Source organism: Polaromonas sp. P1_F9 (genome assembly GCF_056405615.1).
Genome location: NZ_JBFUBT010000002.1, coordinates 710749 through 736987 on the forward strand (window position 1 = coordinate 710749; position 26239 = coordinate 736987).

Consider the following 26239-nt stretch of genomic DNA (forward strand, 5'->3'; position numbering starts at 1 on the left):
GTCGCCGGCATCCGACAACGCTGTACCGGCCATGCTCTACCCCAAACCTTCCATGCTTCACCTTCAACGCGCCCCGTTATTTCCTTCAGCGGCTGAAACCCGGCGTTTTCTCTATATAACGCTGGTTGTTCTGTGGGGGGCGCTGTGCATGCTGGCGGCGGGTGATGCCATGGCAGCACCGGCGCGTGCCGGACAGACAGACGTGCCGTCCGATGCCGCGCAGATAGCCACGCCCGCCGATGCCGTCCGGGTGCAGATTCCGCCTTACAGCGCTCGCGTGCTCGACACCACAGGCACGCTGAACACCGCCCAGGTCGCGGCCCTGAACGAACAAATCCTGGCAATCGAAGCAGACACGCGCGCAGCAGTCGTCGTGTACATGCTGCCGACCACGGGCGAAGACTCCATCGAGGAATACGCCACGCGCGTGTTCGAGAAATGGAAACTCGGCGACACCCAGCGCGACGACGGCATCCTGATCCTGGTGGCACTGGAAGACAGGCGCATGCGCATCGAGGTCGGCCAGGGCCTGGAGGGCACCGTGCCCGACGTGCTGGCAGGCCGCATCATCGACCAGGACATGAAGCCGCGCTTTAAGCGCAACGACTACGCGGGCGGGCTGGAAGCGACCATCAGCCACATCGGCGCGCTGGTGCGGGGCGAAGTTGAGCCCCCGCAAGCGAGCCGCGGTGGCATCACGCCCTTTGGCTGGGCGTTTTTTGCCGCGCTGCTGTGGGGTTTTGCCGTGGGCGTGGTTCGGGCGCGCCGCACCTGCACCTGGAAGTGGCCCGTGACGATCGGCATCGTCGCCGCGGTACCGGCGGTGGCGGTGGTTGTCCTGAAGAGTCCCGCCGTCGGCGCCATCCTGCTTTCCTTCCCCGTGCCGCTGGCGTTTGCGCTGGGGTTCGGCTGCGGCCGTTCCCGCACGGTGCGCCTGGTGACCGGTGGTATCGCGCTCGCAATCAGCGCCATGGTCGGCATTGCCTTCGTGGTGGGCGCCAACCGCTTCGGGTTGGGCCTGCTCTACGCCTTGGGGGGCGGTATAGGCTGTTTACTGCTCGGCCTGATCGCCATGGGTATGCGCGCGGCCTACAAACGCAGCCTGGTGGAGTTTGGCGTGCGCAGCGCCCTGGTGGCCTGCGTTGTGGGGTATGTGGCGTTTCAAAACCCGCCAGACCTGCTTCTAACTGACTGGGAATCCTGGATGCCGACAGGCATGGCATTCGGGCTGGCGATGCTGTTCGGCTTCTTCACCGGTGGCGCCGGCAGCAGCAGTGGGCGCGATGACCGGGATGGCAGCAGCTCGTCGGGCAGCAGTTCGAGCTCCAGCTCCAGCAGCCGAAGTTCATCGGGCGGCTCCAGCAGCGGCGGCGGGTCGTCGGGCAGCTGGTAGGAGACGCCGGCAGCGTTGGATGCGCGCCGCCGGCCCAGGATCACTTTGCGTTCACGATACCCTTGAAGTCATAGGGCACCACAATGGTATGTACCTTGCCTGCGGCAACGCCCTCGGCAATCTTCAGGTTGGCCATGGCGTTCATGTACCCAATGGCCCCCGCGTTGGCATTCAGGGCGGCAATGCGTTCCGCCTCTTTTTTGGCGGTCTGAACCTCAACTTCCTTGGTCTTCAGTTCATTTTGCGCCCGCACCAGCTCATTGGCACTGTGCACGATAACGTCGGCGGGCGTGATCGCACGCACCTGGATCTGGGACACCGTGATCTTGTCCGCCAGCTTTTCCTCACCTAATGTCTTGATGACGTTTTCGCGGATTTTCTGTTCAATCGCCGGCCGGTTGTCCGCCATCTTGAGCGACTCATATTCGCGTGCCACCTTGTAAGCCGCGTTGCGCGCGCTCATCGCCACATAGTTCTGCATCAGCAAGATGTCGTTGCCTTTTTCAGACAAACCGTGAAACGTCCTGTTTTTGGTGGTCCATAACTCGGACACCGCCGTCGGGTTGACGTTGTAGACAACGGTCATGTCAAAGTCCTTGATGGTCGAGTTGTCAGACGCCAGGGGTGTCATGTTGTCCACAGCTACCGCCACGTCCTGAATCTTGAAGGTCAGGATATCGCCGATCAGCGTCTGGTTAAAGGAGCCCGGCAGACGCTCGGTCGGGTCTGTGGTTTTGTCAAAGTTGATGCGCAAGCCCACCTCGCCGGTTTCAATGCGGGTACATCCGGCCAGCAGTGCGAGCGTCAGGACTGGAATCAGTGTGAAGAGAGTGCGTTGCATAGGTAATTCCCTGGTATTGGCGAACAGGCCCTGGTCGCCGCTTTTTGTTGAGGTAGCGCCCCCGGGGGCGCACCGGCGCAGATTATGCGGGACAGTGGCTTATCAATAATTTCAAAGCCTCGGGACCAGAATTCACGCAAGAACGCAAACACGGGCGCTACCATGGCGGCAGCTTCCCCAAAAAATGTCGTCTGGAGACCCCATGCCCGTGATCACCAACATCGAAGACCTGCGCGTTTTGGCCAAAAAGCGGGTGCCCCGCATGTTTTACGACTACGCTGATTCGGGCTCGTGGACGGAAAGCACCTACCGCGCCAACGAAAGCGACTTCCAGAAGATCAAGCTGCGCCAGCGCGTAGCCGTCAACATGGAAAACCGCAGCACAGCCACCACCATGATCGGCCAGCCCGTGGCCATGCCGGTGGCGATTGCACCCACGGGCCTCACAGGCATGCAGCACGCCGACGGCGAAATCCTGGGCGCCCGCGCCGCCAAAAAATTCGGCATCCCCTTTACGCTCTCGACCATGAGCATCTGCTCCATCGAAGACGTGGCCGCCGGCACAGACCGCCACCCCTTCTGGTTCCAGCTCTACGTGATGAAGGACCGCGCCTTCATTGAAAGCCTGATCGACCGCGCCAAGGCGGCCAATTGCTCGGCACTGGTGCTCACGCTCGATTTGCAGATCCTCGGCCAGCGCCACAAGGATTTGAAGAACGGCCTGAGCGCCCCGCCCAAGCCGACGCTCTCCACCATCCTCAACCTGATGACCAAGCCGCGCTGGGGGCTTGGCATGCTCGGCACCCGCCACCACGGCTTCGGCAACATCGTGGGCCACGTCAAGGGTGTCGAGAACATGGGTTCGCTCTCGGAATGGACGGCCAAGCAGTTCGACCCGGCACTCAACTGGGGCGACGTGGAATGGATCAAGAAGCGCTGGGGCGGCAAGCTGATCCTCAAGGGCATCCAGGATGTCGAAGACGCCAAGCTCGCCGTCAATTCAGGCGCCGATGCGCTGGTGGTGTCCAACCATGGCGGCCGCCAGCTCGATGGTGCGATGTCTTCCATTTCCTGCCTGCCCGAGATCGTCGCGGCAGTCGGTAACCAAATCGAGGTGCACATGGACGGCGGCATCCGCTCCGGCCAGGATGTGCTCAAAGCAGTTGCCCTGGGTGCCAAAGGCACCTATATCGGCCGCGCCTTCCTCTACGGCCTGGGCGCCATGGGCGAAGAAGGCGTCACCAAGGCGCTGCAGATCATCCACAAGGAGCTGGATCTGACGATGGCCTTCTGTGGGCGCACCGACATCAAGGCGGTGGACACCAGCATCTTTGTGCCGGGCACTTACTGAGCCTGAGGCGGTATACACCATGGCCTTCCTCGGACAAGCCGCCGTCGCGATGTGGTGGAACATGGCGCCCGAACGCCGGGAAGAGTTCGAGCACTGGCATTCCCACGAGCACTTTCCCGAGCGCATGGGCATCCAGGGATTTCTGCGTGGCTCACGCTGGTCCAGCGTCGACAGCGCAGAAGGTTTCTTCGTGCTGTATGAGCTGGAGAACTATGAGACCCTCACATCGCCCGGCTACCTGGAACGCCTGAACAACCCGACGCCCTGGTCCACGAAGATGATGCCGCACCACCAGGGCATGGTTCGAAGCCAGTGCCGGCTGCTTCACAGCGCCGGGGGCGGCATCGGCCGCCTTGCGCTGACCTTGCGGCTGTCGCCTGCAGAAGACCGCGATGCCGAGTTATTGAGCCACTTCTCGGCAAGGGGAGCGGCATTCGTCAATCAGCCCGGTGGCGTCGCGTTCCATGTGTTGCGCACTGAAACGCCACAGGCCGCAAGCACGAAGGAGCAGCAGATTCGCGGGGGCAAAGATGCGGTAGCCGACTGGATCGTGGTCGCCATGGCCTACGATATGTCGGCACTGGAAGCGCTGCAGCAGGAGTCGCTTGGGAAAGAGATCGAGCGCCACGGCGCACTGTCCGGCGCGTTGGCAGGCCGCTATCAGCTGGCCTATGCAGCCAGTGCCCCTGACCTGAGGTGAGGGCCCGGTCGGCCGCAGATGACTCCCGGCGAGTGCAGGGGACGCTCGTTGGCAATGACTATTTCGCCATCTCAAGCCTGAGGCGGTATTTCGTAATCCATCACATACAAATGCTTGCCATCGGCGATCTGGATGGTGAGCGTGCCGCTCAGGCCCGTCAGCTCATCGGTGCCTGAATCCGGCACCACGCTGACAGTCAACTGCGGTGCGCCGCGGTTCATGGTGCCGCTGTGCTGCAGCACAAAGCTGCCGGTTTTTCCGTGCAGCGTGCCCGTGACGCATTCCATCGCGACATAACCGGCCGAGCCTTTGACGGCCGTGCCGGCGCTCAGCATCTCGCCCTGGCTGGTAGCCTGCAGGTCACCGCTGAAGGTCTTGTTGATGGAGAGGCGTCCCATCAAGGGGCTGGCCTCGGTGTTAGCAAGTGACTGGGGCAGGAGTTTGACTTCAAATGTTCCGGTGGCGTGGGAGGGCATGGCGTTGGCTTTCGATTTGATGGCTATTTCGATGATGCCAGAGCTGCAGATAGCAATGTGAGTTCGGGTAGCTTTTTCAATAAGGATCAAGCGTCACGATATGACGCCACAAATTCGCTTTCTCGTTCTCTGTCGGAGATATGAAGTATCACAGTGCGTTCCAACTCGACTGCTGGATGAAACGCGCAGTTCTTGGAGAACCAAAATACCTGGGAAAGCGCTTCGTCGGCATGCCAGGTCGTCATCACGAACTTGTCTCCCGGAATCTCTCCGAATTCGAACTGTTCTATGTTGGCAATGTCGACCGAGTCATCCCATGAACTGCAGTTGGAACCCCACGCCATCATGTACAGGCAGCCTGAGCGAACAAGCCAGTTGCTCAGCTCGATTTGCCAATGCCCCGACACCTGGTTATCAACCGCCACAATCGCTCTAAATGGCGGTGTTGCCGCGATGGGCGGCAAAGGGCTTTCGGGTCTTAGGTGTACATACTCAGGCGATTTCGACATGTCAACGATTGTCGTTGCTAAGGCTACTTGCAGCCAGACATCGTCTGCGCCTGTAAATAGCAATCTTGGCCATCAGCGTCGCCGACGCATGTCCTCGCCTATGGTATGAGTCCACCTGGTCAGACTGCCCAGGGATCGTAGCTTCCGAAATTCCAGATATGGCCCTCGGGATCCCGGCAGGAGTAGCCTCGTCCCCCGTAGTCTTCATCCTTGATGTCGATCACGATGACGGCTCCCGCAGCAATGGCCTGCCTGTAGTGCGCGTCCACATCCTGAACCTGGATGTAAGCGCTTTGCGACCCGACGCAGCCGGACTCTGACGGCGATTTGACGAGCTGGTGGAACTCGTTGTTGGTGGCGGAGCCCAACATGATCATTCCATTGCCGTAAACCAGTTGGGCATGTGCGATGGCGCCGTCCTTGTCGGGCACCACCAGGTGCTCCTGAAAGCCGAAAGCGCGGCACAGCCATTTGACCGCTGCGGCACCGTCCCGGTAACGCAGCGTGGGAATGATGGTTGCACGGCTATTTTTTGGGTCCTCGGTCATGGCAACGGCCTCCTTGGAAAAACCACCCAACGGGTGGATGGCAAAAATAAGCCAACGGGCATGGCACCCGCCGTGGCCACCCGTCTGGCGTGGATTCGAGTATTTATCAGGGCAATTTGTGTCCGCGTAAGGAACGGGGAAGAAGCGCCGTAAGCCCGGGCCTACCCTGCCGGACGCAAGCCCTCCGCCACAACCCTTGCCTGCGCGCTATGCTTGCGAGGTGGCCCATTCACCCGTTTCATCTCCAGCCAAAATCCGCCGCATCGCCCACCTCGACATGGACGCGTTTTTCGCCTCCGTCGAGCTGCTGCGCTACCCACAGCTCAAGGGCCTGCCGGTCGTCATAGGCGGCGGCTGGCGCAAGGTTGACGAAGAGTTGCGGGCCGCTCAGGGCGAGCGGGCCTTGCGCTTCATTCCGGTGGAAAGTTTTCCGCTGCTGAAGGACTATGTGGGCCGCGGCGTTATCACCACCGCCACCTATGCGGCGCGGCAGTTCGGCGTGGGCTCGGCCATGGGCATGATGAAAGCCGCCAAGCTGTGCCCGCAGGCCATCGTGCTGCCGGTCGATTTTTCGGAAATCCGCAAATACTCGCAGCTCTTCAAAGGCACCATCACCGACATCGCGCCGCTGATGCAGGACCGCGGCGTGGACGAGGTTTATATCGACTTCACCGACGTGCCCGGCGGCCAGCGTGAAGGCGGGCGTGTGCTGGCCCGGCTCATCCAGAAAGCGATTTTTGAAAAGACGGGCCTCACCTGCTCCGTCGGCGTGGCGCCCAACAAGCTGCTGGCCAAGATGGCGAGCGAGTTCAACAAGCCCAACGGTATTTCCATCATTCATGAAGCGGACCTGCAGGAAAAAATCTGGCCGCTGCACGTACGCAAGATCAACGGCATCGGCCCGAAGTCCGGTGAAAAACTGGCGAAGCTCCATATTCACACCATCGGCGAGCTGGCCGCACAAGACCCGGGCTGGCTGGTCGACAATTTCGGCAAGGCCACCGGCGCCTGGATGCACGAGGCCGCCTGGGGCCGCGACGACCGCCCGGTGGTCACCGAGAGCGAGCCCGTCAGCATGAGCCGCGAAACCACTTTTGACCGCGATCTGCACGCGGTGCGCGACAAGGCGACGCTGGGCGCCATCTTCACCGACCTGTGCGAACGGCTGGGCGAAGACTTGCAACGCAAGGGTTATGTGGCCAAAACCATCGGCATCAAGCTGCGCTACGACGACTTCAAGATCGCGACACGCGACCAGACCTCAGACACGTATACCGCGGACGGAAAAACCATCCGCCAGCTGGCGGGCTTGTGCCTCAAACGGGTGCCGCTGGACAAAAAACTGCGCCTGCTGGGGGTTCGCGCTTCCTCGCTGGCCAAGCCCGGTGAAGAAGGAATTTATGAACAAAAAGTGCCTGCGGCCCAATCAGTTCATGCGCAAGCAGCTCCTGAATCGATAGCAACTGACCAGCTTTTCTAATCAGCTCTTTTAACCAGTTCTTCTAGCGCGCTACCAGGACGATCTCATCCTGGTGGTTGGCGATATGGAAGGTGTGGGCGAGTGAAAAATCAGCTTTGCTGAGTGCGCCGTAGGCGAAGTGCGGCTTGAGCGGGCCCTGGTGCCCGGTAAAACGGGCTATGGCGGCGCGCAGCCGCGCCGACGCGGGCCGCCAGTCGCCTTCACGGCTGAGAGCCGCAGCACCCGGGATGGGCTCGCTCAGGCTGTGGCTCATTTGCCCGCGCCATTTGAAAAATGCGAAAGCCGCGGCGCCCGCCGTGTTCTGGAACACCGCGCTTTTCGGCTGCGGAAAACCGTCCAGACTCATTTCCACGCTTTGCGCCATGTGCTCCAGCACCGACACCAGGGGCCATTGGCCGGTGGTTTTGACGCTGGCGGCCTGGTCGACCTTGTCCAGCCAGCGCAGCGCTTCGTCCAGTGACTGGACTTTGGGCACATCGGCCATGGCAAATCCTCCGGTAAAAGCGAGTGTGGTGGTGGCAAGAAAGTCGCGTCGTTTCATGGCTGCGATGGTACAGCCAGGGCGTCACGCCAAGGCAAAAGCATTGGCACGATGGCGACACCACCGGGCGGCCTCGCCGCGAAGATGAGAACCCGGGCAGGGTCATCAAACGGCTGAGTCCTACAGTTCCGGCAGTGCGACGATCCCCAAAATGGCCCGTCCGGTTTGAGATACCGGGGTTGCCGCCACAAAATCATTAACGAAAATCAGCTCCAGGCCAATGACAACGGGCTCAAGCAGCTATTGAATTTATAGCAACAAATCATCCTTCAGCAAATCACCACAAACATCTCCAATGCCAGGCGCACGCCCCTCCTCACCTTCGGCCAACACCCCGCCCGGCCTGCGGGGCACCGGTCTGGTCACCGGCCTGGTTTATGTAAACGACGACATGCCCGGGCTGGCCCGGCTGAAAAGCGGCAAGGGCTTTCGCTACCGCAATGCCGCAGGCCAATGGATCAGGGATCCGGAAGAAATCCGGCGCATCCGGAAACTGGCGATTCCGCCAGCCTACAGCCGGGTCTGGATTTGCCCCCAACCCAATGGCCACCTGCAGGCCACCGGCTACGACGCGCGGGGCCGCAAGCAGTACCGCTACCACGCCGACTGGCAGGCCCAGCGCAACGACAGCAAATTCGAAAAGCTGCAGGCTTTCGGCCAGGCCCTGCCGCGCATACGCGCCCGCGTGGCGCGCGACCTGGTGCCACACCGCAACCAGCCTGTGACGCGCAGCCTGGTGTTGGCAACACTGGTGCGCCTGCTGGACACCACGTATGTACGCGTCGGCAATGACGAATACGCCCGGGAAAACGGCTCCTACGGCCTGACCACCCTGCGCAACCCGCATGCCGGCGTGCGCGGCAAAACACTGCAGCTGCGCTTTCGCGGCAAGAGCGGCGTGATGCAGACGCTGAAAGTTGACGACCCCAAGGTAGCGGCCGTGGTGCGGCGCTGCCAGCAGCTGCCGGGGCAACAGCTGTTCCAGTATGAGGACGAGAAAGGCGAGTTGCGCGCCGTGGGTTCAGGCGACGTCAATGACTACCTGGCGGAGATAACTGCTCTACCCACAAGAAGCAGACATGCGTCGACACAAGTTCCCCATCAAACAGGGGCCGCGGAACCGGCTTTGCCAGGCCGCAGGCGCAGCGGCCCCCTCGGGGGGCAGGACGCTACACGCAGTGAGCAACCGTGGGGGCAGCATTTCACCGCCAAGGATTTCCGCACCTGGCACGGCACGGTGCAGGCGCTGGAACTGACCCGGCTGGCCTGCGGCGGCGGCGCTGCGCCAGCGAGTACTTACAGCGCCAAAGCCGTGCTGCAGGAGGTGGCCCGCCTGCTGGGGAACACGCCAGCGGTCTGCAAAAAGTCCTACATCCATCCGGCCGTGCTGGCGCTGGGAAGCAGCCTTGCGCAGGATGCCGAAGCCATGAGTACGTTGTGGCCGCGGCTGGAGTCCGGCAAAAAAATGCGCCGCTTGTACGCAGCCGAGCACAGGCTGCTGGCTTTCCTGGAGCAGCGGCGCCACACGCTGAAAGCGCAAACCGCAGCGACTAAAAAGAAGGCGGCGGAAACAAAGAAGAAGCCTGGACCATGAGCTTTTTCATCACCGCCATGCGCGGCACCTCAGGGCGGGGGGCTCACTTCAGCGTAGCGAGGTAGGCGATCAGGTCGGCACGCTCCGCCGCGCTTTCCACCTGAAAACCCATGCGCTGCCCTGCCACCAGCTGCTCGGGGTCTTCCAGCCAGGCGTTGAGGGTTTGCGGCGTCCAGCGCAGCCGAGACCGGGCCAGTTCGTCCGAATATTTGTACCCAGGCAAGCTGCCCACGCGGCGGCCCATCACGCCGCGATGCGCGGGCCCGATCTTGTTGCTGTCGACGGCATGGCATGCCGTGCAGCGGGCCTGGTACAGGGCCATGCCGCGCGCGATGTCGCCCGGTGGCGGGTTGGTCCATTCCCGGGGTGGGACTGGCTGGGCATTCGCCGAAGTGACGGTCAGGCCCGCGGCGAGCAGGAGCATCGTGCAACACGTTCTGGCGAACAGACCCAGGGTTGCGGGTAAAGAGTCAGTGGGCATTTATTCGTCTCGCTTTTGAAACGTTCAGAAAAAGGCGGTGCACGGCGGAGTGCAACGCGACTGGTGGTGATACGCGGCATCGTCACTCGTGGATTCAGGTGCTAACGGCAGATGGGGTTTTTGCGTTGTGTTCTCGTCTGAGGGTTGCTCGCCGGGCAACCCCCGGCCAACAACACTCAGCGGAGAGCACACCGCCGGAGCAATACCCGGCCTAAAGAAACCGCTCCAGCAACCGCCGCGACCCCCGGTCCAGCGCCGTCATATCCCGTACGCTGTACTGCACTCCCTGGCTGCCGGCAATCAGCAAGCCCGTGCGCCCCAAACGGCGAATATCTTCTTCGCCCTTGAGCACAAAAGACGTCTCACCCCTGTCGGTCTCCACCGTCCACACGCTGGGGGTGGCAAAGGTCGACACGCTTTTGAGCCGTGTGATTTCAGGCGCGAAGTCGCGCAGGGCCAGCTCTTCCTCCAGCACGGTACGCGCTTGCGCCGGCAAGGCCTGCAGGTCTTCCACCCAGGCGACCTCGTGCCCTTCGATGTTGACCAGTGAAATGCCTTCATCGGGCGCGGCCAGGGGAAAGGCCCGGATCGGCACCACGCCCACATGCGGCTGGCCGTCGGCATCAACGAACACCAGCCGGCCCGACGCCGTGCGTTCCAGAGAAAATGAAATAGAAGAGAAATGAGAAGAAGTTGTCATGTGCAATCCTTGGCTCACCGATTGCCGGTGTGCTGCGCGGTGTGGGCCAGCTGCGAGGTGGCCACTGCGATAAGGCTTTGCGCTGCTTCCTCGCCGCCCTCTTCGCTGTCGACCTGGCGCGCCTGGGCCTCGTACAGGCGCCAGTAGGCACCCTGCTTCGCCATCAATTCGTCGTGCGGTCCCACTTCCACCACCTGGCCGCGGTCCATCACCACCAGGCGGTCGGCCTTGCGCAGCGTTGAAAGGCGGTGGGCAATGGCAATCGTGGTGCGGCCCTGCACCAGGTTGTCGAGGGCACGCTGGATTTCTTTTTCCGTTTCGGTGTCCACCGATGAGGTCGCTTCGTCGAGGATCAGGATGCGCGGGTTGATCAGCAAGGCCCGCGCAATCGAGATGCGCTGGCGCTCACCGCCCGACAGCCCCTGGCCGCGCTCACCCACCAGCGAGTCATAGCCCTGGGCCAGCCGCAAAATGAATTCATGCGCATGAGCGGCGCGCGCGGCCGCGACGATTTCAGCGCGCGTGGCGCCCGGCTTGCCGTAGGCAATGTTTTCGGCAATTGTGCCGAAGAAAAGAAACGGCTCCTGCAGCACCAGGCCGATGTTGCGGCGGTAGTCGGCCACACCGAAGCGGCGGATGTCGGTGCCGTCCACGCTGATGGAGCCGTCGCTCACGTCGTAAAACCGGCAGATCAGGTTGACCAGTGTGCTTTTGCCCGAACCGCTGTGGCCCACCAGTCCGATCATTTCGCCGGGGCGGATCTGCAGGTCCAGCCCGCGAATGACGGAACGGTTGCCGTAACGGAACCCGAGGTTCTTCATGTCGATGCGGCCTTCGAGCGCACCAATCTTCACCGGGTTGGCCGTTTCAGGGACATTGGAGACGTGATCAAGGATGTCAAAAATGCGCTTGGCGCCGGCGGCGGCCTTTTGCGTAACGGAAACGATGCGGCTCATCGAATCGAGCCGGCCGTAAAACCGGCCGATGTAGGCGATAAAGGCCGTTAGCACACCCACGGTGATCTGTTGGCGCGACACCAGCCAGATGCCGAAAGCCCAGACCACCAGCAGGCCAACTTCTGTGAGCAATGAGACGGTGGGCGTGAACAGCGACCAGGTCTTGTTGAGCTTGTCGTTGACCGCCAGGTTGTGCTGGTTGACTTCGCGAAACCGCTGGGCTTCGCGCTTTTCCTGGGCAAAGGCCTTGACCACGCGGATGCCCGGAATCGTATCGGCCAGCACATTGGTCACGTCCGACCAGACGCGGTCGATTTTTTCAAAACCGGTGCGCAGCTTGTCGCGCACCACATGGATCATCCAGCCGATAAACGGCAGCGGCAGCAGGGTCACCACGGCCAGCCAGGGGTTGATGGAAATGAGGATCACCGCGGTCATCACGATCATCAGCACATCGGTCGCGAAATCCAGCGCATGCAGCGACAAAAACACGCAGATGCGGTCGGTTTCCGAGCCGATGCGGGACATCAGGTCACCGGTGCGCTTGCCGCCAAAGTAGTCCAGCGAGAGCTCCAGCAAGTGGTCGAAGGTGGCGGTGCGCAGGTCTGCGCCTATGCGCTCGGATACCAGTGCCAGCAAATAGGTGCGCGCCCAGTTCAGCGCCCAGCCCAGCACGGCCGCGCCCAGCAGGCCACCCAGCAGCAATCCCACCTTCCAGGGCTCGATCTTCTGGCCGTTCTGGAACGGGATCAGGATGTCGTCCATCAACGGAATCGTGAGGTAGGGCGGCACCAGCGTGGCGGCGGTGGAGGCCAAAGTCAGCAAAAAGCCGGCCAGCAACTGGTAGCGGTACGGATCGGCAAACCGCCACAGGCGCAGCAGCACCCAGGTGGAAGGCGGCGTGTGCAACTCGCGCGCGCAGGCCGGGCATTCCTCGCTGTCGGGCGGCAGCGGCAGGTCGCACTCGGGGCACAGGGCCGTGTCCTCGGCCAGCGCCGCGGCATCGCCCGCCGCCGGGGCCTGCTGCTGGGCAAACAGGCGCACCAGGCGCAGGGCCTGCACATTGGCACCCAGGGTAAACCGCCAGCTGGCCAGCCGCCGGCCCGCTTCATGCAGCTCCAGCGTGCCCACGCCGGCATGGTCGAAATGGCGCAGTGAAAGCCCCTGCAATACGGTGCCGTCGGCGTTCGCCGTGGGCCAGCTGGCCCACACGCCTTCAGGGTTGCAGGCCAGCAGCCGGCGGTCCGTCAGGGCCAGCAGGCCCCGGGCGAAATGAAGTTGGTTGTCCAGGTCAACCACCAGCGTGCACAAAACGTTCTCTTGGGTTGCAAGTTGTGAGCGAAGCCCTGCCAGAACAGGGTCGGTAGGGCTGGAGTCGTCTGCCGGGTGGTTGTGTTGCATTGTGTTGTGGAAAATCTTGGCGTCCCGCATCTGGCGCGGCAGGGTATTCGCAGGTTCTTCGTAGTCGTGCGAATAGGCCCGAAACAGGGATTTTCGCCGAATGCGGCCTGACGCGACGGAGTTTGACCATTTCACCCCCCTGAAAATGACGGAACCATCAAAATCGACCCCTGGCGGCCATCGCCGCGACAAAAACAACAACATAACGAGACACAGGGACCCACCGAGACCTTGACAGGCCTCACACTGAAATCCATCGGCCAGGGCCGAGCCTTGCTCCCCGGGGTGCCAAGGCCCAACCCTGCCGACAATTTTGCGAAAAATGAGCCCACAGGACGACATCAAGCTGCTGCGCATCAACTACCTGCGCGGTCCCAACATCTGGACCTATCGGCCCGTGCTGGAAGTCTGGCTGGACCTCGGCAGCCTCGAAGACTTCCCCTCCAACCTGTTGCCGGGCTTCAATGACCGCCTGGTCGCCCTGTTGCCGGCCCTCGTCGAACACCATTGCGGCGTGGGTGAGCGCGGTGGCTTCATCCAGCGCCTGCTGGAAGGCACCTGGTCCGGCCATGTGCTGGAGCATGTGGTCATCGAGCTGCTGAACCTTTCCGACATGCCGACCGGCTTCGGCCAGACGCGCAGCACCTCCCAGCGCGGCGTTTACCGCATGGTGTTCCGTGCCCGCGACGAGCAGGTGGCCCGCACCGCGCTGGCCGAAGGCCACCGCCTGCTGATGGCCGCCATCAACGGCACAGACTACGGCCAGGCCGGCGTGCAGTCAGCCGTCGAGAAAATCCGGACCAAGGTGGACGACTGCTACCTCGGCCCCAGCACCGCCTCCATCGTGGCCGCGGCCACCGACCGCCGCATTCCCCATATCCGGCTGAACGACGGCAACCTGGTGCAACTGGGTTACGGCGCCAGCCAGCGCCGCATCTGGACGGCCGAAACCGATCTCACCAGCGCGATTGCCGAAGGCATCGCCCACGACAAGGACCTCACCAAGAGCCTGCTGGCCACCTGCGGCGTGCCGGTGCCTGAAGGCCAGATCGTCGCCACGGCCGAAGAAGCCTGGGAAGCCGCCGAAGATATCGGGCTGCCGGTGGTCGTCAAGCCATCTGACGGCAACCATGGCCGGGGCGTTTCGCTGGACCTCAAAACACAGGCTGAAGTCGAAGGCGCGTTTGACGTTGCGGCGCGCCATGGCAGCGAAGTCATGGTCGAGCGTTTTGTGCGCGGCAACGAACACCGCCTGCTGGTGGTCGGCGGCCGCGTGGTGGCCGCTGCGCGCGGCGAAGCGGCCTGGGTGACCGGCGACGGCAGCTCGACCGTATCGCAGCTCGTGGACGCACAGCTCAACACCGACCCGCGCCGCGGCGTCGGTGAAGACTTCCCGCTGGGCCGCATCAACACGGCCAGCGACGGCGCCATCATTCTTGATCTGCAGCGCCAGGGCCTGAGCCCCGAAGCCATACCGGCCGTGGGCCGCGAGGTGCTGATCCAGCGCAACGGCAATGTCGCCATCGACTGCACCGACCAGGTTCACCCTGACGTTGACCACATCGTGTCGCTGGCCGCCCGCGTGGTGGGCCTGGACATCGCCGGCGTCGATGTGGTGGCGCAAGACATCTCGCGCCCGCTGCACGAGCAAGGCGGCGCCATCGTGGAAGTGAACGCCGGCCCAGGCCTCCTCATGCACCTCAAGCCGGCCGAAGGCGCGCCGCGCCCGGTGGGCCGTGCCATCTGCGACCACCTTTTCCCCGCCACCGACTCCGACAGCCCTGACGGCCGCATTCCCATCGTCGGCATTGCCGGCTCCAGCGACAACCAGCGCGTGGCGCGGCTGGTGGCCTGGCTGCTGCACCTGTCGGGCCGGCACACCGGCCTGGCCTGCCAGGGTGGGTTGTTCCTGGACCAGCGCTGTGTGGACGCATCCAACTGCGCCAACTGGGAAGCCGGCCAGCGCCTGCTGATCAACCGCGCCGTGCAGGCAGCCGTGTTTGAAAACGGCGCCGACACCATCCTGCGCACCGGCCTGCCCTATGACAAATGCCAGGTGGGTGTCGTCACCGACCTGGGCGGAGCCGAAGGCCTGGCCGAATTCGACATCACCGAAGCCGACCAGATGTACAAGGTCATGCGCTCGCAGGTCGATGTGGTGCTGCCCGGCGGCGCCGCAGTGCTCAATGCCGCAGATCCCCGCATCGCCGAAATGCAGGAGCTTTGCGATGGCGAAGTCATTTTCTACAGCACCGACCCCAAAGCCGAGGCCATTGCGGCGCATTGCGCCAAGGGCGGCCGCGCGCTTTACCTGCGCCAGGACCAGGTCGTGCTGGCCACCGGTGCCAGTGAGGCTTTTTTGCCGGGCCTCGGCAAGCTTGCCGCCTGGCGCGAACGCCGCGGGTTGTCCGAGGGTGGACTGCTGGCCGCCGTGGGCGCCGCCTGGGCGCTGGGCATCCCCCTCAATTTGATAGGCGCCGGCATGGAAGCCTTTGAAACCACCCCTAAAACCGCCGGGAGTGCCGAGTAATGGAAGTGTCCCGTATCCGGGCCCTGCGCGGGCCCAACCTCTGGAGCCGCCACACGGCGCTCGAAGCCATCGTTGCCTGCACTGCGGTGGAGTGCAATATCACGGGCCTGCCAGGCTTTGAGCCGCGTGTGCGCTCGCTGTTCCCCGAGATGGGCGCCTTCCGGCAGACCGGCCACGCAGGCCCCGTCTCACTGGCCCATGTGCTTGAAGCCGCCGCGCTGGCGCTGCAGACGGCTGCCGGTTGCCCCCTCACCTTCAGCCACACCGCCTCTACTGTGGAAGCGGGCACCTACCAGGTCGTGGTCGAGTACAGCGAAGAAACCGTCGGCCGGCTGGCCTTCGAGCTGGCGCAAGCATTGATCCACGCCGCCCTGCGCGACACCGCGTTTGACCTCGACGCCGCGATTGCCCAACTGCGCGAACTCGACGAAGACGAACGCCTCGGTCCCAGCACCGGCGCCATCGTCGATGCGGCCGTGGCACGCGGCATTCCCTACCGGCGCCTGACCAAAGGCAGCATGGTGCAGTTCGGCTGGGGCTCCAAACAGCGGCGCATCCAGGCCGCGGAAATCGACGCCACCAGCGCCGTGGCCGAGTCCATCGCGCAGGACAAAGACCTCACCAAAAAACTGCTGCGCGCGGCCGGCGTGCCCGTGCCGCTGGGCCGCCCGGTCACCGATACGGACGATGCCTGGGCCGCGGCCCTGGAAGTGGGTTTGCCGGTAGTCGTGAAACCGCTGGACGGCAACCAGGGCAAGGGCGTCACCGTCAACATCAGCACGCGCGAACACCTGGACACCGCCTGGAAGGCAGCCGCCGAATACGGCGAAGTCATGGTCGAAAAATTCCTTCCCGGCAGCGACTTCCGCCTGCTGGTCGTGGGCAACAAGCTGGTGGCCGCCTCGCGGCGTGAGCCGCCGCAAGTGGTGGGCGACGGCCTGCACACCGTGCGTGAGCTGGTCGACATCGTCAACCAGGACCCCAAACGCGGCGAAGGGCACGCCACCTCGCTCACCAAAATCCGCTTCGACGATATCGCGGTGGCCCGCCTGGAAGCCCAGGAGCTCACGCCCGAATCCATTCCCGCCAAGGGCCGGCGCGTCATCCTGCGCAACAACGCCAACCTCAGCACTGGCGGCACCGCCACCGATGTGACCGATGACGTACACCCCGCAGTAGCCGCGCGCGCCGTGGCGGCCGCGCAAATGGTCGGCCTGCACATCTGCGGGGTCGATGTGGTGTGCGAAAGCATGCTGCGCCCGCTGGAAACACAAAACGGCGGCGTCGTTGAAGTCAATGCCGCGCCCGGCCTGCGCATGCACCTCTCGCCTTCCTACGGCAAGGGCCGCGCCGTGGGCGTGGCCATGATCGACGAGCTGTTTGCCCCCGGCGACAACGGCCGCGTGCCGGTGATTGCCGTCACCGGCACCAACGGCAAAACCACCACCACACGCCTGATTGCCCACCTGCTGGCCGCCGACGGCCTGCGCACCGGCATGACGAATACCGACGGCGTCTACATCAACGGCCGGCAAACCGACAGCGGCGACTGCAGCGGCCCCAAGAGTGCGCGCAATGTGCTGATGCACCCTGACGTCGACGCGGCCGTGTTCGAAATCGCCCGTGGCGGCGTGCTGCGCGAAGGCCTGGGCTTTGACCGCTGCGAAGTCGCCGTTGTCACCAACATCGGCAGCGGCGACCATCTGGGCCTGAACTACATCACCACGGTGGAAGACCTGGCCGTGCTCAAGCGCGTGATCGTGCAGAACGTCTCGACCACCGGCTACGCAGTGCTTAATGCCGCCGACCCCATCGTCGCCGACATGGCCGCCACCTGCCCCGGCAAGGTGATTTTTTTCGCCGCCGACCGGCACCACCCGCTCATGGCCACGCACCGCGCACAAGGCAAGCGCACGGTGTATGTCGACGGCGCCAATCTGGTCGCAGCTGAAGGCGCCTGGGTCGAGCGCATCCCGCTGCAGGGCGTACCCGTCACGCGCGGCGGCACCATCAGCTTCCAGGTTGAAAACGTCATGGCCGCAGTCGCCGCCGCCTGGGGTGCCGGCCTGAACTGGGACACCATCAAGCGCGGCCTCTCCAGCTTTGTGACCGATGCTCACAACGCGCCCGGACGCTTCAACGTGATGGACTACAAGGGCGCCACCGTGATCGCCGACTACGGCCACAACCCCGACGCCATGCGCGCGCTGGTGGCCGCTGTTGACGCCATGCCGGCCACGCCAGGCCAGCGCCGCAGCGTGGTGATCAGCGGCGCCGGCGACCGCCGCGACAGCGACATCCGCGACCAGACCATCATCCTGGGCAGCGCGTTCGACGACGTCATCCTCTATCAGGACGCCGCCCAGCGCGGCCGCGCCGACGGTGAAGTCATGTCGCTGCTGCGCGAAGGCCTCGACAAAGCCCGGCGCACCAAGCAGATAGACGAGATCCGAGGCGAATTCCTGGCCATCGACACCGCGCTCTCGCGCCTGTCACCCGGTGACCTCTGCCTGATCCTGGTCGACCAGGTGCAGGAAGCGCTGGACCACCTGGCTGCGCGGGTGAAGGAAGCCAAAGAGAAAGTCACGAGCTGATTCCCCAGGCCTGCAGCCGGCAAAAGAGGAGCGAAAGGCGCCAGGAGCATCACCCTGCTGCCTTTCGCCGACTCCAAAGCCTTCCAAACCTCCGAGAAGCCTGATCAACGCAAAAAATCGCCTCCCGAGCCCAAAATTTAAGCAAAAAGAGGCTGCGGCGCATACAGAATCTGCCCGATCCGCTCCTGAATTGATAGCAAAATCAGGCTGCCTGCCCGCGTTAAACTTGCCCCATGACCTGGAACGCGACCCTCGCTCTCGACTACACCCACCAGGCCGGCAAGACCCTTGCCCACTTTCGCCATAGCGGCCCCCTGCGCATCCTGCAAAGTCTTTACCCCGAAGGCGACGCGATTTGCCACAACGTCATCGTGCACCCGCCCGGCGGCCTGGTCGGCGGCGACACGCTGGACCTGGCCTTCAGCGCAGCACCCGGCACACACGGCCTCATCACCACGCCCGGCGCCACGCGCTTTTACCGATCCGCCGGCGAGCCCGCCCTGCAGCGCACCCGCCTTGACCTGCAAGTCGGCGCCCGCATGGAATGGCTGCCGCTGGAAGCCATTTGCTACAACGGCTGCCTTGCCGAGAACCGCCTGACCATGACATTGGCGCCCGGCGCGGAGCTGATCGGCTGGGACGTCACCGCCCTGGGCCTGCCCGCCGCCAGCCTGCCGTTCGAGAGCGGCAGCTTTCGCCAGCACATCGAAGTGCCCGGCGTCTGGCTCGAGCGCGCACGCATGGACGCCACGGACACCTTACTGATGAACAGCCCGCTCGGCATGGCCGGCAATCGCTGCCTCGCATCACTCTTTTTTGTCGCCGGCAGCAAGCTCGAGCGCCATCGCCGCCAGCTGGCGCTGGACTGCGCACGTGAGGTGATGCAGGCCGACGCACTGAGCGCCAGCGCTGGCGCAACCAGCCCCGACGGGCAGGTCGTCGTCATCCGTGTGCTGTCGCCGGTGGTTGAACCTGCCATGGCGCTGCTCAAGCAGGTGTGGCAAGCCTGGCGCACACAGCTCTGGCAACTGGCACCGTCCACGCCGCGCATCTGGTCGATGTAGTCCAGTAGCTGCCCCTGCAGGCTGTACAAAAAAACATCTTCAGAAAATTCTTTACGCCTGCCCCGCAGCTCTACGGGTTTTGTAGCCTTTAGTTAGCCGTTACCTGCGCGAGCCCCGGCCCCACACAGCCGCTGAAAGACCTGTCCTACAGGCGAATGGGCTTAGGGCACGGCTTACCCGGACCTTTTCCTTTCATGGCCGTTTCAGGTAGCGGCCCAGACTCCCTTCATCGATATCCATCGAGTTTCGAACAAGGAGTTTGACCATGACCTCATCCCTGAATTTCCGCCTTGCGCGCACTGCTGCCTGTTTCGGCGCAGCCGCCCTGCTTTCCCTGGGCGCTGCTGCCCAGATTGCTTCCGGCACCACCGGGATCGACGCCACGGGTGACGCCAGGAGCGAAATGGCCGCGTGTAACAACGGCAAAACCCAACAAGACCGGGCAACCTGTATCACTGAAGTCAAGAACGCCAATGCCGCCAAACGTGCCGGCAAAATTGACAACGCCAATGGCCAGTTTGCAGCCAATGCGCTCAAACGCTGCGACGTCTTCAAGGGCGAAGACCAGGTCGCCTGCCAGGCCCGTATCGTGGGTTACGGCAAGGCTGATGGCAGCGTCGCCGGTGGCGGCGTGGTGCGCCAGGTAGAAACCGTTGTCGTGCCGGCTGATGCCACCAACGTGCGCATCCAGCCACAGACATCGACCGACAACATTGTGGTGATCCCGGCACCCGCCGCAGCACCGCAATAACAGTTGCCACTCGCTCCGCCGGGGTTTGATGAATTCACCGGATGGAGCAGAAGCAAAGGTGGGCCGCTTGCGGCCCACTTCTTTTTTGTGCCCGTTTTATGGACAGGTTTTCCATATCACCGGGTCCTCCAGGCGACGAATCTTTCATGCGCCGCCAACGCAGGTAATCCCCCCGTAAAGTCCATCCCGGCAATGCATTTCGGGTGCATGATGGGGTGTACCGTCGCGCGTTCACTGCGGGACGCCGACCCCTTGTCCCCCCGGCCATCATCCGCCACATCACCCGCCACGAAAGCATCCATGCAAAAACCCTCGAACACCTCGCCCGAGAAGCCACAACTGGCGCGCGCGCTCGAAAAAAACGATGCCGTGCAGGACACGGTGGAAAGATCGGCACAAGAACTGCTGCTGATCAACAAGGTCCTCGAAAAAGAAATTCCACCCGCTGTCAAAACAGGTGACGTTGCGATGGCACTGGTAAAAACCGCGGAACTGGAAGACCAAATCCAGAGCTCCGCGGAAGAGCTGGCACACGTCAACGACCTGCTGGAACGGGAGATTGCGGAGCGTGCCGAACTGGAGAAAAAACTGCTGGCAGCCACAGCCGGTATCGCAGAAAAAGACACGCCCAACGCCACCGGCAGTTGAAAAAAAACAGAGCCGACACCTTTGGTGCCAGTCTTGAGTCGTGTCAAAGTGGACCGCTTGCGGCCCACTTTTTTTTAGCCTTCCTGCTTATCGGTCTGTACAGATTTCAGCACGCCGTCGGCCTTGAACATGGCCTTGATGCCGCGCACCGCCTGCCGGATGCGGGCCTCGTTTTCGATCAGCGCAAAGCGCACATGGTCGTCCCCGTGGTCGCCAAAGCCGATGCCCGGTGACACGCACACCTTGGCTTTTTCCAGCAGCTGTTTGGCAAACTCCAGCGAGCCCAGCTTGCGGTAAGCCTCGGGAATGCGCGCCCAGATGTACATAGACGCCTTGGGGCAGTCCACCGGCCAGCCCGCTTCGGTCAGGCCCTTGTAGAGCACGTCGCGTCGCGCCTGGTATTGCGCGGTAATGTCCTTCACACATTGCTGGTCGCCTTCCAGCGCGGCAATCGCTGCCACCTGCAGCGGGGTGAAGGTGCCGTAGTCGTGATAGCTCTTGATGCGCGCCAGCGCGGCCACCAGGTCGGGGTTGCCCACCATGAAGCCGACGCGCCAGCCCGCCATGTTGTAGCTTTTGGACAGCGTAAAAAACTCCACCGCGATGTCTTTGGCACCCGGCACCTGCATGATGGACGGCGCCTTCCAGCCGTCGAACACGATGTCTGCATAGGCCAGGTCGTGCACCACAAAAATGTCGTGCTTGCGCGCCAGTGCAATCACCTTCTCGAAAAACTCCAGCTCCACGCACTGCGCGGTGGGGTTGGACGGAAATCCCAGCACCATCATCTTGGGCTTGGGGTAGCTGCCGCGAATGGCCTTTTCCAGCTCGGCAAAAAAATCCGTGTCGGGTGTTAGCGGCACCGAGCGAATGTCGGCCCCCGCGATCACCGCGCCGTAAATATGGATGGGGTAACTTGGGTCCGGCACCAGCACGGTGTCGCCGCGGTCCAGCGTGGCCAGCATCAGGTGAGCCAGGCCTTCCTTGGAGCCAATGGTGACGATGGCCTCGGTGTCGGGGTCAATCGCCACCTGGTAGCGGCTCTGGTACCAGTGCGCAATGGCGCGCCGCAGCCGCGGAATGCCCTTGCTGGCCGAATAGCCGTGCGTGTCGGGCCGCTGCGCGACCTCGGTGAGCTTGGCCACGATGTGCGCGGGCGTGGCCCCATCGGGGTTGCCCATGCTCATGTCGATGATGTCTTCGCCGCGCCGGCGCGCCGCGATTCTCAGCTCGGCCGTGATGTTGAAGACGTAGGGGGGAAGCCGGTCAATGCGCGCAAAGCGGCGCTTGCCTGAAGAAGAGGCGGACATAAGAAACTTTCACGTAAGCGCCCGGAACCGTCCGAGCGACGTGGCTGGCAATGGGGCCAGCCCGAAAGCATCCTAACCGATGACATGGCGACTTGCCAACCGCCCTCACCGCCTCACTGCCGCTTGGTCTGTAACCGGGCGCGAAGGAATTCAAACGCCAGTACCAGTAAAAATCCAGCGAAATACGCCAGCACGTCCATCCAGTCGGCTACCGAACCCAGCAGAATCTTCAGCACCCGGTTCTGCACGTTCCAGCCATTGACGCTGGCCACATACTGGGCCAGCTCCACAAGGCAACCCACCGCAAACGCCACCAGCGCCAGGCCGCGAGTGTTGGCCTTGATCACGGTCTTGAGCAAAAGGTACACCCACACCACAGCCAGCACGTCGCCGACAAAACCGCGCACCCAGAGATGATGCGACCACACGGTCGCGATCAGCACTTCAATGATGAAGACAAGGATTGCCCAGAGCGCCGCCTCGCGGTCAAAGCGCAGCTTCACGCGGGAAGCGCCCGTCTCAGTCGGGGACATGGATGCGCGCCTTCACATGCTTCAGGTTGGCCACGATGGTGAAGGTCATGACCACCAGCAGTGACCAGGAACTCCATTTGCCCACATGGACAAGGGACCAGGCACCCAGCTGGTTGGGGTAATGCCACAGGCTGAAGAACGTGCTGATGTTTTCCGCCACCCAGATAAAAAAGCCGATCAGCAAAAAGCTCAGCAGCAAGGGCATGCTCCGATCCCGGTCATAGGGCCGGAAGATCACTGTGGACCTGGCGTACAAGCCGGCCAGGCAGGCGGCGATGTACCAGCGGTAGTCGCCCCAGTAATGGTGCGTAAAAAAATTGCCGTAGATCAGCAATGCAATCACCACGCCCATCCAGTAAGGCGGGTGATGCCGGATACGCAGATCAAACAATCGCCACGCCTGGATGATGTAGCTGCCCACCGCCGCATACATGAAGCCGGAAAACAGCGGTACGCCAAACACTTTCGTATAGGCAAAGTCCGGGTAGCTCCAGGACTGGATGGACCCGGAAGTCTTGAAGACCTCCAGTGCAAACCCCACCACGTGAAAGAGGCAGATGGCTTTCAGCTCGTCCAGGGTTTCCAGCTTGGCCAGCACCATCCAGCCTTGAATCAGCAGCGCAATCAGAAGCAGCAGGTCGTAGCGCGGAACACCGGCCACGCCGGCCCGCGGCACCAAAAACACCGCGGCAAAGAACAAGCCCGCAAAGAGGCAGGCCCTGGCCTCCTTGAGGCCGAAACAGCCAAACTCCACCAGAAAGCGGTGAAAGCCCGACAGGCCCGCATGAGATTTCGCCCGGATCAGCCAGTTGTCCAACGCAAGCAACGCCATCGGCATCTACCTTTTTTTGATTGTTTTTAGCCGGTTTGTTTCGGCGACCGCTGCGATTCTACGTTCGCGGAACTGATACGAATATCGGCATGCCTGCAGGCACAAAAAAGCCCGGACAAACCGGGCTTTGACGCAAAACGGCGGCAGGCGGCCCGGTTAAATCGCCACCAGCTGCCGCACGCCGTTGGTTTCCATGTCCTTGCCCTGGCCGCGCGCAATGACCTCGCCGCGCTCCATCACCAGGTAGTCGTCGGCCAGTTCCTGCGCGAAGTCGTAGTACTGTTCCACCAGCAGGATGGCCATGTCACCGCGGTCGGCCAGCATGCGGATCACGCGGCCGATGTCCTTGATGATGCTGGGCTGAATGCCTTCGGTCGGCTCGTCAAGAATCAACAGCTTGGGCTTGGCCGCCAGTGCACGCGCAATGGCCAGCTGTTGTTGCTGCCCACCCGACAAGTCACCACCGCGTCGGTTCAGCATCTGCTTGAGCACTGGAAACAACTCATACAGCTCGGCAGGAATCGGCGTGCCGGCGCTTTTGTAAGCCAGGCCCATGCGCAGGTTTTCTTCCACTGTGAGGCGCGCAAAAATCTCTCGGCCTTGCGGCACAAAGCCCATGCCTGCGCGGGCGCGCTCATACGGCGTGTTGCCCTGGATGGGTTTGCCGTCGAATTCAATCGTACCGGTCTTGATGGGGATCAGGCCCATCAGTGATTTGAGCAGCGTGGTCTTGCCCACGCCGTTGCGGCCCAGCAGCACCGTAACCTTGCCCAGGTGAGCGTCCAGGCTCACGTCCCGCAGGATGTGGGAGCCGCCGTAGTATTGGTTGATGTTTTTTACGGTTAGCATGCGCACGGTACTCCCAAGCCAGTGACCGCGTGGAACCGGCTTCGCCGGGCCACAGAGGTCGCCCCCCAGTGGGGGGAGGCGGCAAAGCCGCATCGGGGGGCGTCTTTATCTGCCAAGATACACCTCAATAACCCGCTCATCCGCCTGCACTTGGTCCAGCGTCCCCTGCGCCAACACAGACCCATCACAGAGCACGGTGACGATCTCCGAGATCGTCTTGATGAAACTCATGTCATGCTCCACCACCATCAGCGAATGCTTGCCCTTGAGCGTCAAGAACAGCTCCGCCGTACGCGCGGTCTCTTCATCAGTCATGCCAGCCACCGGCTCATCAAGCAGCAGCAGCTTCGGGTCTTGCATCAGCAGCATGCCGATCTCCAGCCACTGCTTTTGCCCATGGCTCAGGTTTCCCGCCATGCGGCCCACACTGTCTGCCAGGTGAATCGTCACCAGGATCTCGGCCAGCCTGTCGCTTTGTGTTGAATCGAGCTTGAAGAACATCGAATGCTTCACGCCCTTGTTGGTCTTGAGCGCGAGTTCCAGGTTTTCAAACACGGTGAGCTGCTCAAACACCGTGGGCTTCTGGAATTTGCGGCCAATGCCCAGCTGGGCGATTTCGGCTTCCTTGTGGCGCAGCAGGTCAATCGTGCTGCCGAAAAACACCGTGCCTTCATCGGGCCGGGTCTTGCCGGTGATGATGTCCATCATGGTCGTCTTGCCGGCGCCATTGGGGCCGATGATGCAGCGCAGCTCTCCGGGCGCAATGTCCAGGCTCAGCTTGTTGATGGCCTTGAAGCCGTCGAAGCTGACGCTCACATCTTCCAGGTACAGGATACGGCCGTGGGTAACGTCTACCTCGCCGGTGGCATGAGCAATACGGCGGCCACTGGCGCTACGGCCACCCGATGCCGTATTGGCCTTGCCGGCTTCCAGCGCGGCCAGGCGCTCTTCAATGCGGCGTGCGCCCTGCTCAAGAAGGTCGGGGGTCATTTGCCACCCCCTTTACGAAGCTTCTTGACCAGGCCCACCACCCCATCGGGCAGGAACAGCGTGACGCTGATGAAAAGTGCCCCCAGAAAGTACAGCCAGAATTCGGGATACGCCACCGTCAGCCAGCTCTTGGCGCCGTTGACGATGAAGGCCCCCACAATCGGCCCGATCAGGCTGGCGCGCCCGCCCACTGCGGCCCAGATGGCAATTTCAATCGAATTGGCCGGGCTCATTTCGCTCGGGTTGATGATGCCGACCTGCGGTACATACAGCGCACCGGCCACACCGCACATGATGGCCGAAATCACCCAGATCGTGAGCTTGTAGCCCAGCGGGCTGTAGCCCGAGAACATCACGCGCGTTTCAGCGTCACGAATGGCCTGCAGCACACGGCCAAACTTGCTGCCCACCAGCCATTTGGCAAACAAAAAGAAACCCAGCAGCGTCAGGCCGGTCATGATGAATAGCGTCATGCGCATCGACGGCGTGGCAATCGGGATGTTGAGAATGCGCTTGAAGTCGGTAAAGCCGTTGTTGCCGCCAAAACCGGTTTCATTGCGAAAGAACAGCAGCATGGCCGCAAACGTCATGGCCTGGGTGATGATGGAAAAGTAAACGCCCTTGATGCGCGAGCGGAACGCGAAGAAGCCAAACACAAAGGCAATGATGCCCGGCACCGCCACAATCAAAAACAGGGTGGCGGCAAAGCTGTCGCTGAAAGTCCAGTGCCAGGGCAAGGTCTTCCAGTCAAGGAACACCATGAAGTCGGGCAGGTCGCTTTTGTAATTGCCGTCGCGGCCAATCTGGCGCATGAGGTACATGCCCATGGCGTAGCCGCCCAGTGCAAAGAACACGCCATGCCCCAGCGAGAGGATGCCGGTGTAGCCCCAGATCAAGTCCATGGCCAACGCGCAGATGGCGTAGCACATGATCTTGCCGAGCAGCGCCACGGCGTAGGTGCTCATGTGGAACACGCTGCCCTCGGGCACCCACAGGTTGAGGATGGGCGCAATGGCGCAGACGGCGATCAGCGCCATCATGAAGGCGCTCCAGCCGCCGCGTGTGAGCAGCGGGCCTTTGGCCGGTAGGACGACAGGCATAGGTTTAAACACAGACTCGGTATTCATGACGTTTTGCCAATTCGAGGGTAGCCGTGGAACCGGCTTT

Annotated in this window: 24 protein-coding genes; 10 read left to right on the plus strand and 14 right to left on the minus strand. The window is 62.6% G+C overall.

Annotated elements, in window-relative coordinates:
• The first annotated feature begins 52 nt into the window (after positions 1-52).
• Positions 53-1393 carry a TPM domain-containing protein gene (locus AC1DYR_RS08555; protein ID WP_477704711.1) on the plus strand — a complete coding sequence of 447 codons (1341 nt, stop codon included), beginning with the start codon at positions 53-55 and terminating at the stop codon, positions 1391-1393.
• Between the two features lie 40 nt (positions 1394-1433).
• Here AC1DYR_RS08555 and AC1DYR_RS08560 read toward each other — a convergent pair whose 3' ends face one another.
• Positions 1434-2234 carry an SPFH domain-containing protein gene (locus tag AC1DYR_RS08560; RefSeq protein WP_477647289.1) on the minus strand — a complete coding sequence of 267 codons (801 nt, stop codon included), beginning with the start codon at positions 2232-2234 and terminating at the stop codon, positions 1434-1436.
• A gap of 202 nt (positions 2235-2436) precedes the next feature.
• Between AC1DYR_RS08560 and AC1DYR_RS08565 the strand changes: the two genes are divergently transcribed.
• Both AC1DYR_RS08565 and AC1DYR_RS08570 read left to right on the plus strand, forming a co-directional pair.
• Positions 2437-3585, plus strand: a complete 1149-nt coding sequence (locus AC1DYR_RS08565) for an alpha-hydroxy acid oxidase (RefSeq protein ID WP_477704712.1) — start codon at positions 2437-2439, stop codon at positions 3583-3585.
• A gap of 19 nt (positions 3586-3604) precedes the next feature.
• Complete coding sequence (locus tag AC1DYR_RS08570; protein ID WP_477704713.1) at positions 3605-4285, plus strand: hypothetical protein; 681 nt, start codon at positions 3605-3607, stop codon at positions 4283-4285.
• 71 nt (positions 4286-4356) lie between these two features.
• On the opposite strand, the gene AC1DYR_RS08575 is transcribed toward AC1DYR_RS08570, so the two are convergent.
• From AC1DYR_RS08575 to AC1DYR_RS08585, 3 genes are all read right to left on the minus strand, one after another.
• On the minus strand, positions 4357-4761 hold the full coding sequence (locus AC1DYR_RS08575; RefSeq protein WP_477704714.1) for a DUF3224 domain-containing protein: 405 nt from the start codon (positions 4759-4761) through the stop codon (positions 4357-4359).
• Positions 4762-4847: 86 nt separating this feature from the next.
• Positions 4848-5270, minus strand: coding sequence for a DUF7684 family protein (locus tag AC1DYR_RS08580; protein WP_477704715.1), 423 nt, complete (start codon positions 5268-5270; stop codon positions 4848-4850).
• 119 nt (positions 5271-5389) lie between these two features.
• Complete coding sequence (locus tag AC1DYR_RS08585) at positions 5390-5818, minus strand: VOC family protein (protein WP_477704716.1); 429 nt, start codon at positions 5816-5818, stop codon at positions 5390-5392.
• A 277-nt stretch (positions 5819-6095) separates the two neighbouring features.
• Between AC1DYR_RS08585 and AC1DYR_RS08590 the strand changes: the two genes are divergently transcribed.
• Positions 6096-7298, plus strand: a complete 1203-nt coding sequence (locus AC1DYR_RS08590) for a Y-family DNA polymerase (protein ID WP_477704800.1) — start codon at positions 6096-6098, stop codon at positions 7296-7298.
• A gap of 22 nt (positions 7299-7320) precedes the next feature.
• Here the strand turns inward: AC1DYR_RS08590 and AC1DYR_RS08595 are convergent, their stop codons facing one another.
• Entirely contained in the window at positions 7321-7839 is a 519-nt protein-coding gene (locus tag AC1DYR_RS08595; protein WP_477704717.1) for a DUF1569 domain-containing protein, read from the minus strand.
• A gap of 295 nt (positions 7840-8134) precedes the next feature.
• Here AC1DYR_RS08595 and AC1DYR_RS08600 point away from each other — a divergent pair, with 295 nt between their 5' ends.
• Positions 8135-9433, plus strand: coding sequence for a DNA topoisomerase IB (locus tag AC1DYR_RS08600; protein ID WP_477704718.1), 1299 nt, complete (start codon positions 8135-8137; stop codon positions 9431-9433).
• Positions 9434-9476: 43 nt separating this feature from the next.
• Here AC1DYR_RS08600 and AC1DYR_RS08605 read toward each other — a convergent pair whose 3' ends face one another.
• The 3 genes from AC1DYR_RS08605 to AC1DYR_RS08615 all read right to left on the minus strand — a co-directional run bounded on the left by AC1DYR_RS08605 (position 9477) and on the right by AC1DYR_RS08615 (position 12971).
• Positions 9477-9857, minus strand: coding sequence for a c-type cytochrome (locus AC1DYR_RS08605; protein WP_477704719.1), 381 nt, complete (start codon positions 9855-9857; stop codon positions 9477-9479).
• Between the two features lie 268 nt (positions 9858-10125).
• Positions 10126-10614 (minus strand): cyanophycin metabolism-associated DUF1854 family protein, encoded by a 489-nt coding sequence (locus AC1DYR_RS08610; RefSeq protein ID WP_477704720.1) that lies wholly within the window; start codon positions 10612-10614, stop codon positions 10126-10128.
• Positions 10615-10628: 14 nt separating this feature from the next.
• Positions 10629-12971: a cyanophycin metabolism-associated ABC transporter gene (locus AC1DYR_RS08615; RefSeq protein WP_477704721.1), complete on the minus strand. Its 2343-nt coding sequence runs from the start codon at positions 12969-12971 to the stop codon at positions 10629-10631.
• Positions 12972-13293: 322 nt separating this feature from the next.
• On the opposite strand from AC1DYR_RS08615, the gene AC1DYR_RS08620 reads away from it, so the two are divergent.
• From AC1DYR_RS08620 to AC1DYR_RS08640, 5 genes are all read left to right on the plus strand, one after another.
• Positions 13294-15501: a cyanophycin synthetase gene (locus AC1DYR_RS08620; RefSeq protein ID WP_477704722.1), complete on the plus strand. Its 2208-nt coding sequence runs from the start codon at positions 13294-13296 to the stop codon at positions 15499-15501.
• Positions 15501-18095: a cyanophycin synthetase gene (gene cphA, locus AC1DYR_RS08625; RefSeq protein WP_477704723.1), complete on the plus strand. Its 2595-nt coding sequence runs from the start codon at positions 15501-15503 to the stop codon at positions 18093-18095. Before AC1DYR_RS08620 ends, cphA begins: the two co-directional genes overlap by 1 nt.
• Positions 18096-18328: 233 nt before the next feature.
• Entirely contained in the window at positions 18329-19159 is an 831-nt protein-coding gene (locus AC1DYR_RS08630; RefSeq protein WP_477704724.1) for an urease accessory protein UreD, read from the plus strand.
• A gap of 265 nt (positions 19160-19424) precedes the next feature.
• Positions 19425-19910 carry a hypothetical protein gene (locus AC1DYR_RS08635; protein WP_477704725.1) on the plus strand — a complete coding sequence of 162 codons (486 nt, stop codon included), beginning with the start codon at positions 19425-19427 and terminating at the stop codon, positions 19908-19910.
• Positions 19911-20210: 300 nt separating this feature from the next.
• Positions 20211-20558 carry a hypothetical protein gene (locus AC1DYR_RS08640; protein ID WP_477704726.1) on the plus strand — a complete coding sequence of 116 codons (348 nt, stop codon included), beginning with the start codon at positions 20211-20213 and terminating at the stop codon, positions 20556-20558.
• 74 nt (positions 20559-20632) lie between these two features.
• Here AC1DYR_RS08640 and alaC read toward each other — a convergent pair whose 3' ends face one another.
• The 6 genes from alaC to urtC form a co-directional block, all read right to left on the minus strand.
• The gene (alaC, locus tag AC1DYR_RS08645) at positions 20633-21868 is read right to left on the minus strand and encodes an alanine transaminase (protein WP_477704727.1); all 1236 of its coding nucleotides are present in this window, start codon (positions 21866-21868) and stop codon (positions 20633-20635) included.
• Between the two features lie 113 nt (positions 21869-21981).
• A complete protein-coding gene (locus tag AC1DYR_RS08650; RefSeq protein ID WP_477704728.1) occupies positions 21982-22401 on the minus strand; it encodes a ribosomal maturation YjgA family protein in 420 nt (139 codons plus the stop codon).
• Positions 22388-23233 (minus strand): DUF817 domain-containing protein, encoded by an 846-nt coding sequence (locus AC1DYR_RS08655; protein ID WP_477704801.1) that lies wholly within the window; start codon positions 23231-23233, stop codon positions 22388-22390. Before AC1DYR_RS08655 ends, AC1DYR_RS08650 begins: the two co-directional genes overlap by 14 nt.
• Before the next feature lie 156 nt (positions 23234-23389).
• Positions 23390-24082 carry an urea ABC transporter ATP-binding subunit UrtE gene (urtE, locus tag AC1DYR_RS08660; protein ID WP_477704729.1) on the minus strand — a complete coding sequence of 231 codons (693 nt, stop codon included), beginning with the start codon at positions 24080-24082 and terminating at the stop codon, positions 23390-23392.
• A gap of 105 nt (positions 24083-24187) precedes the next feature.
• Positions 24188-25072: an urea ABC transporter ATP-binding protein UrtD gene (gene urtD / locus AC1DYR_RS08665; RefSeq protein WP_477688406.1), complete on the minus strand. Its 885-nt coding sequence runs from the start codon at positions 25070-25072 to the stop codon at positions 24188-24190.
• A complete protein-coding gene (gene urtC / locus AC1DYR_RS08670; protein ID WP_477704730.1) occupies positions 25069-26199 on the minus strand; it encodes an urea ABC transporter permease subunit UrtC in 1131 nt (376 codons plus the stop codon). Before urtC ends, urtD begins: the two co-directional genes overlap by 4 nt.
• Positions 26200-26239: the final 40 nt, after the last annotated feature.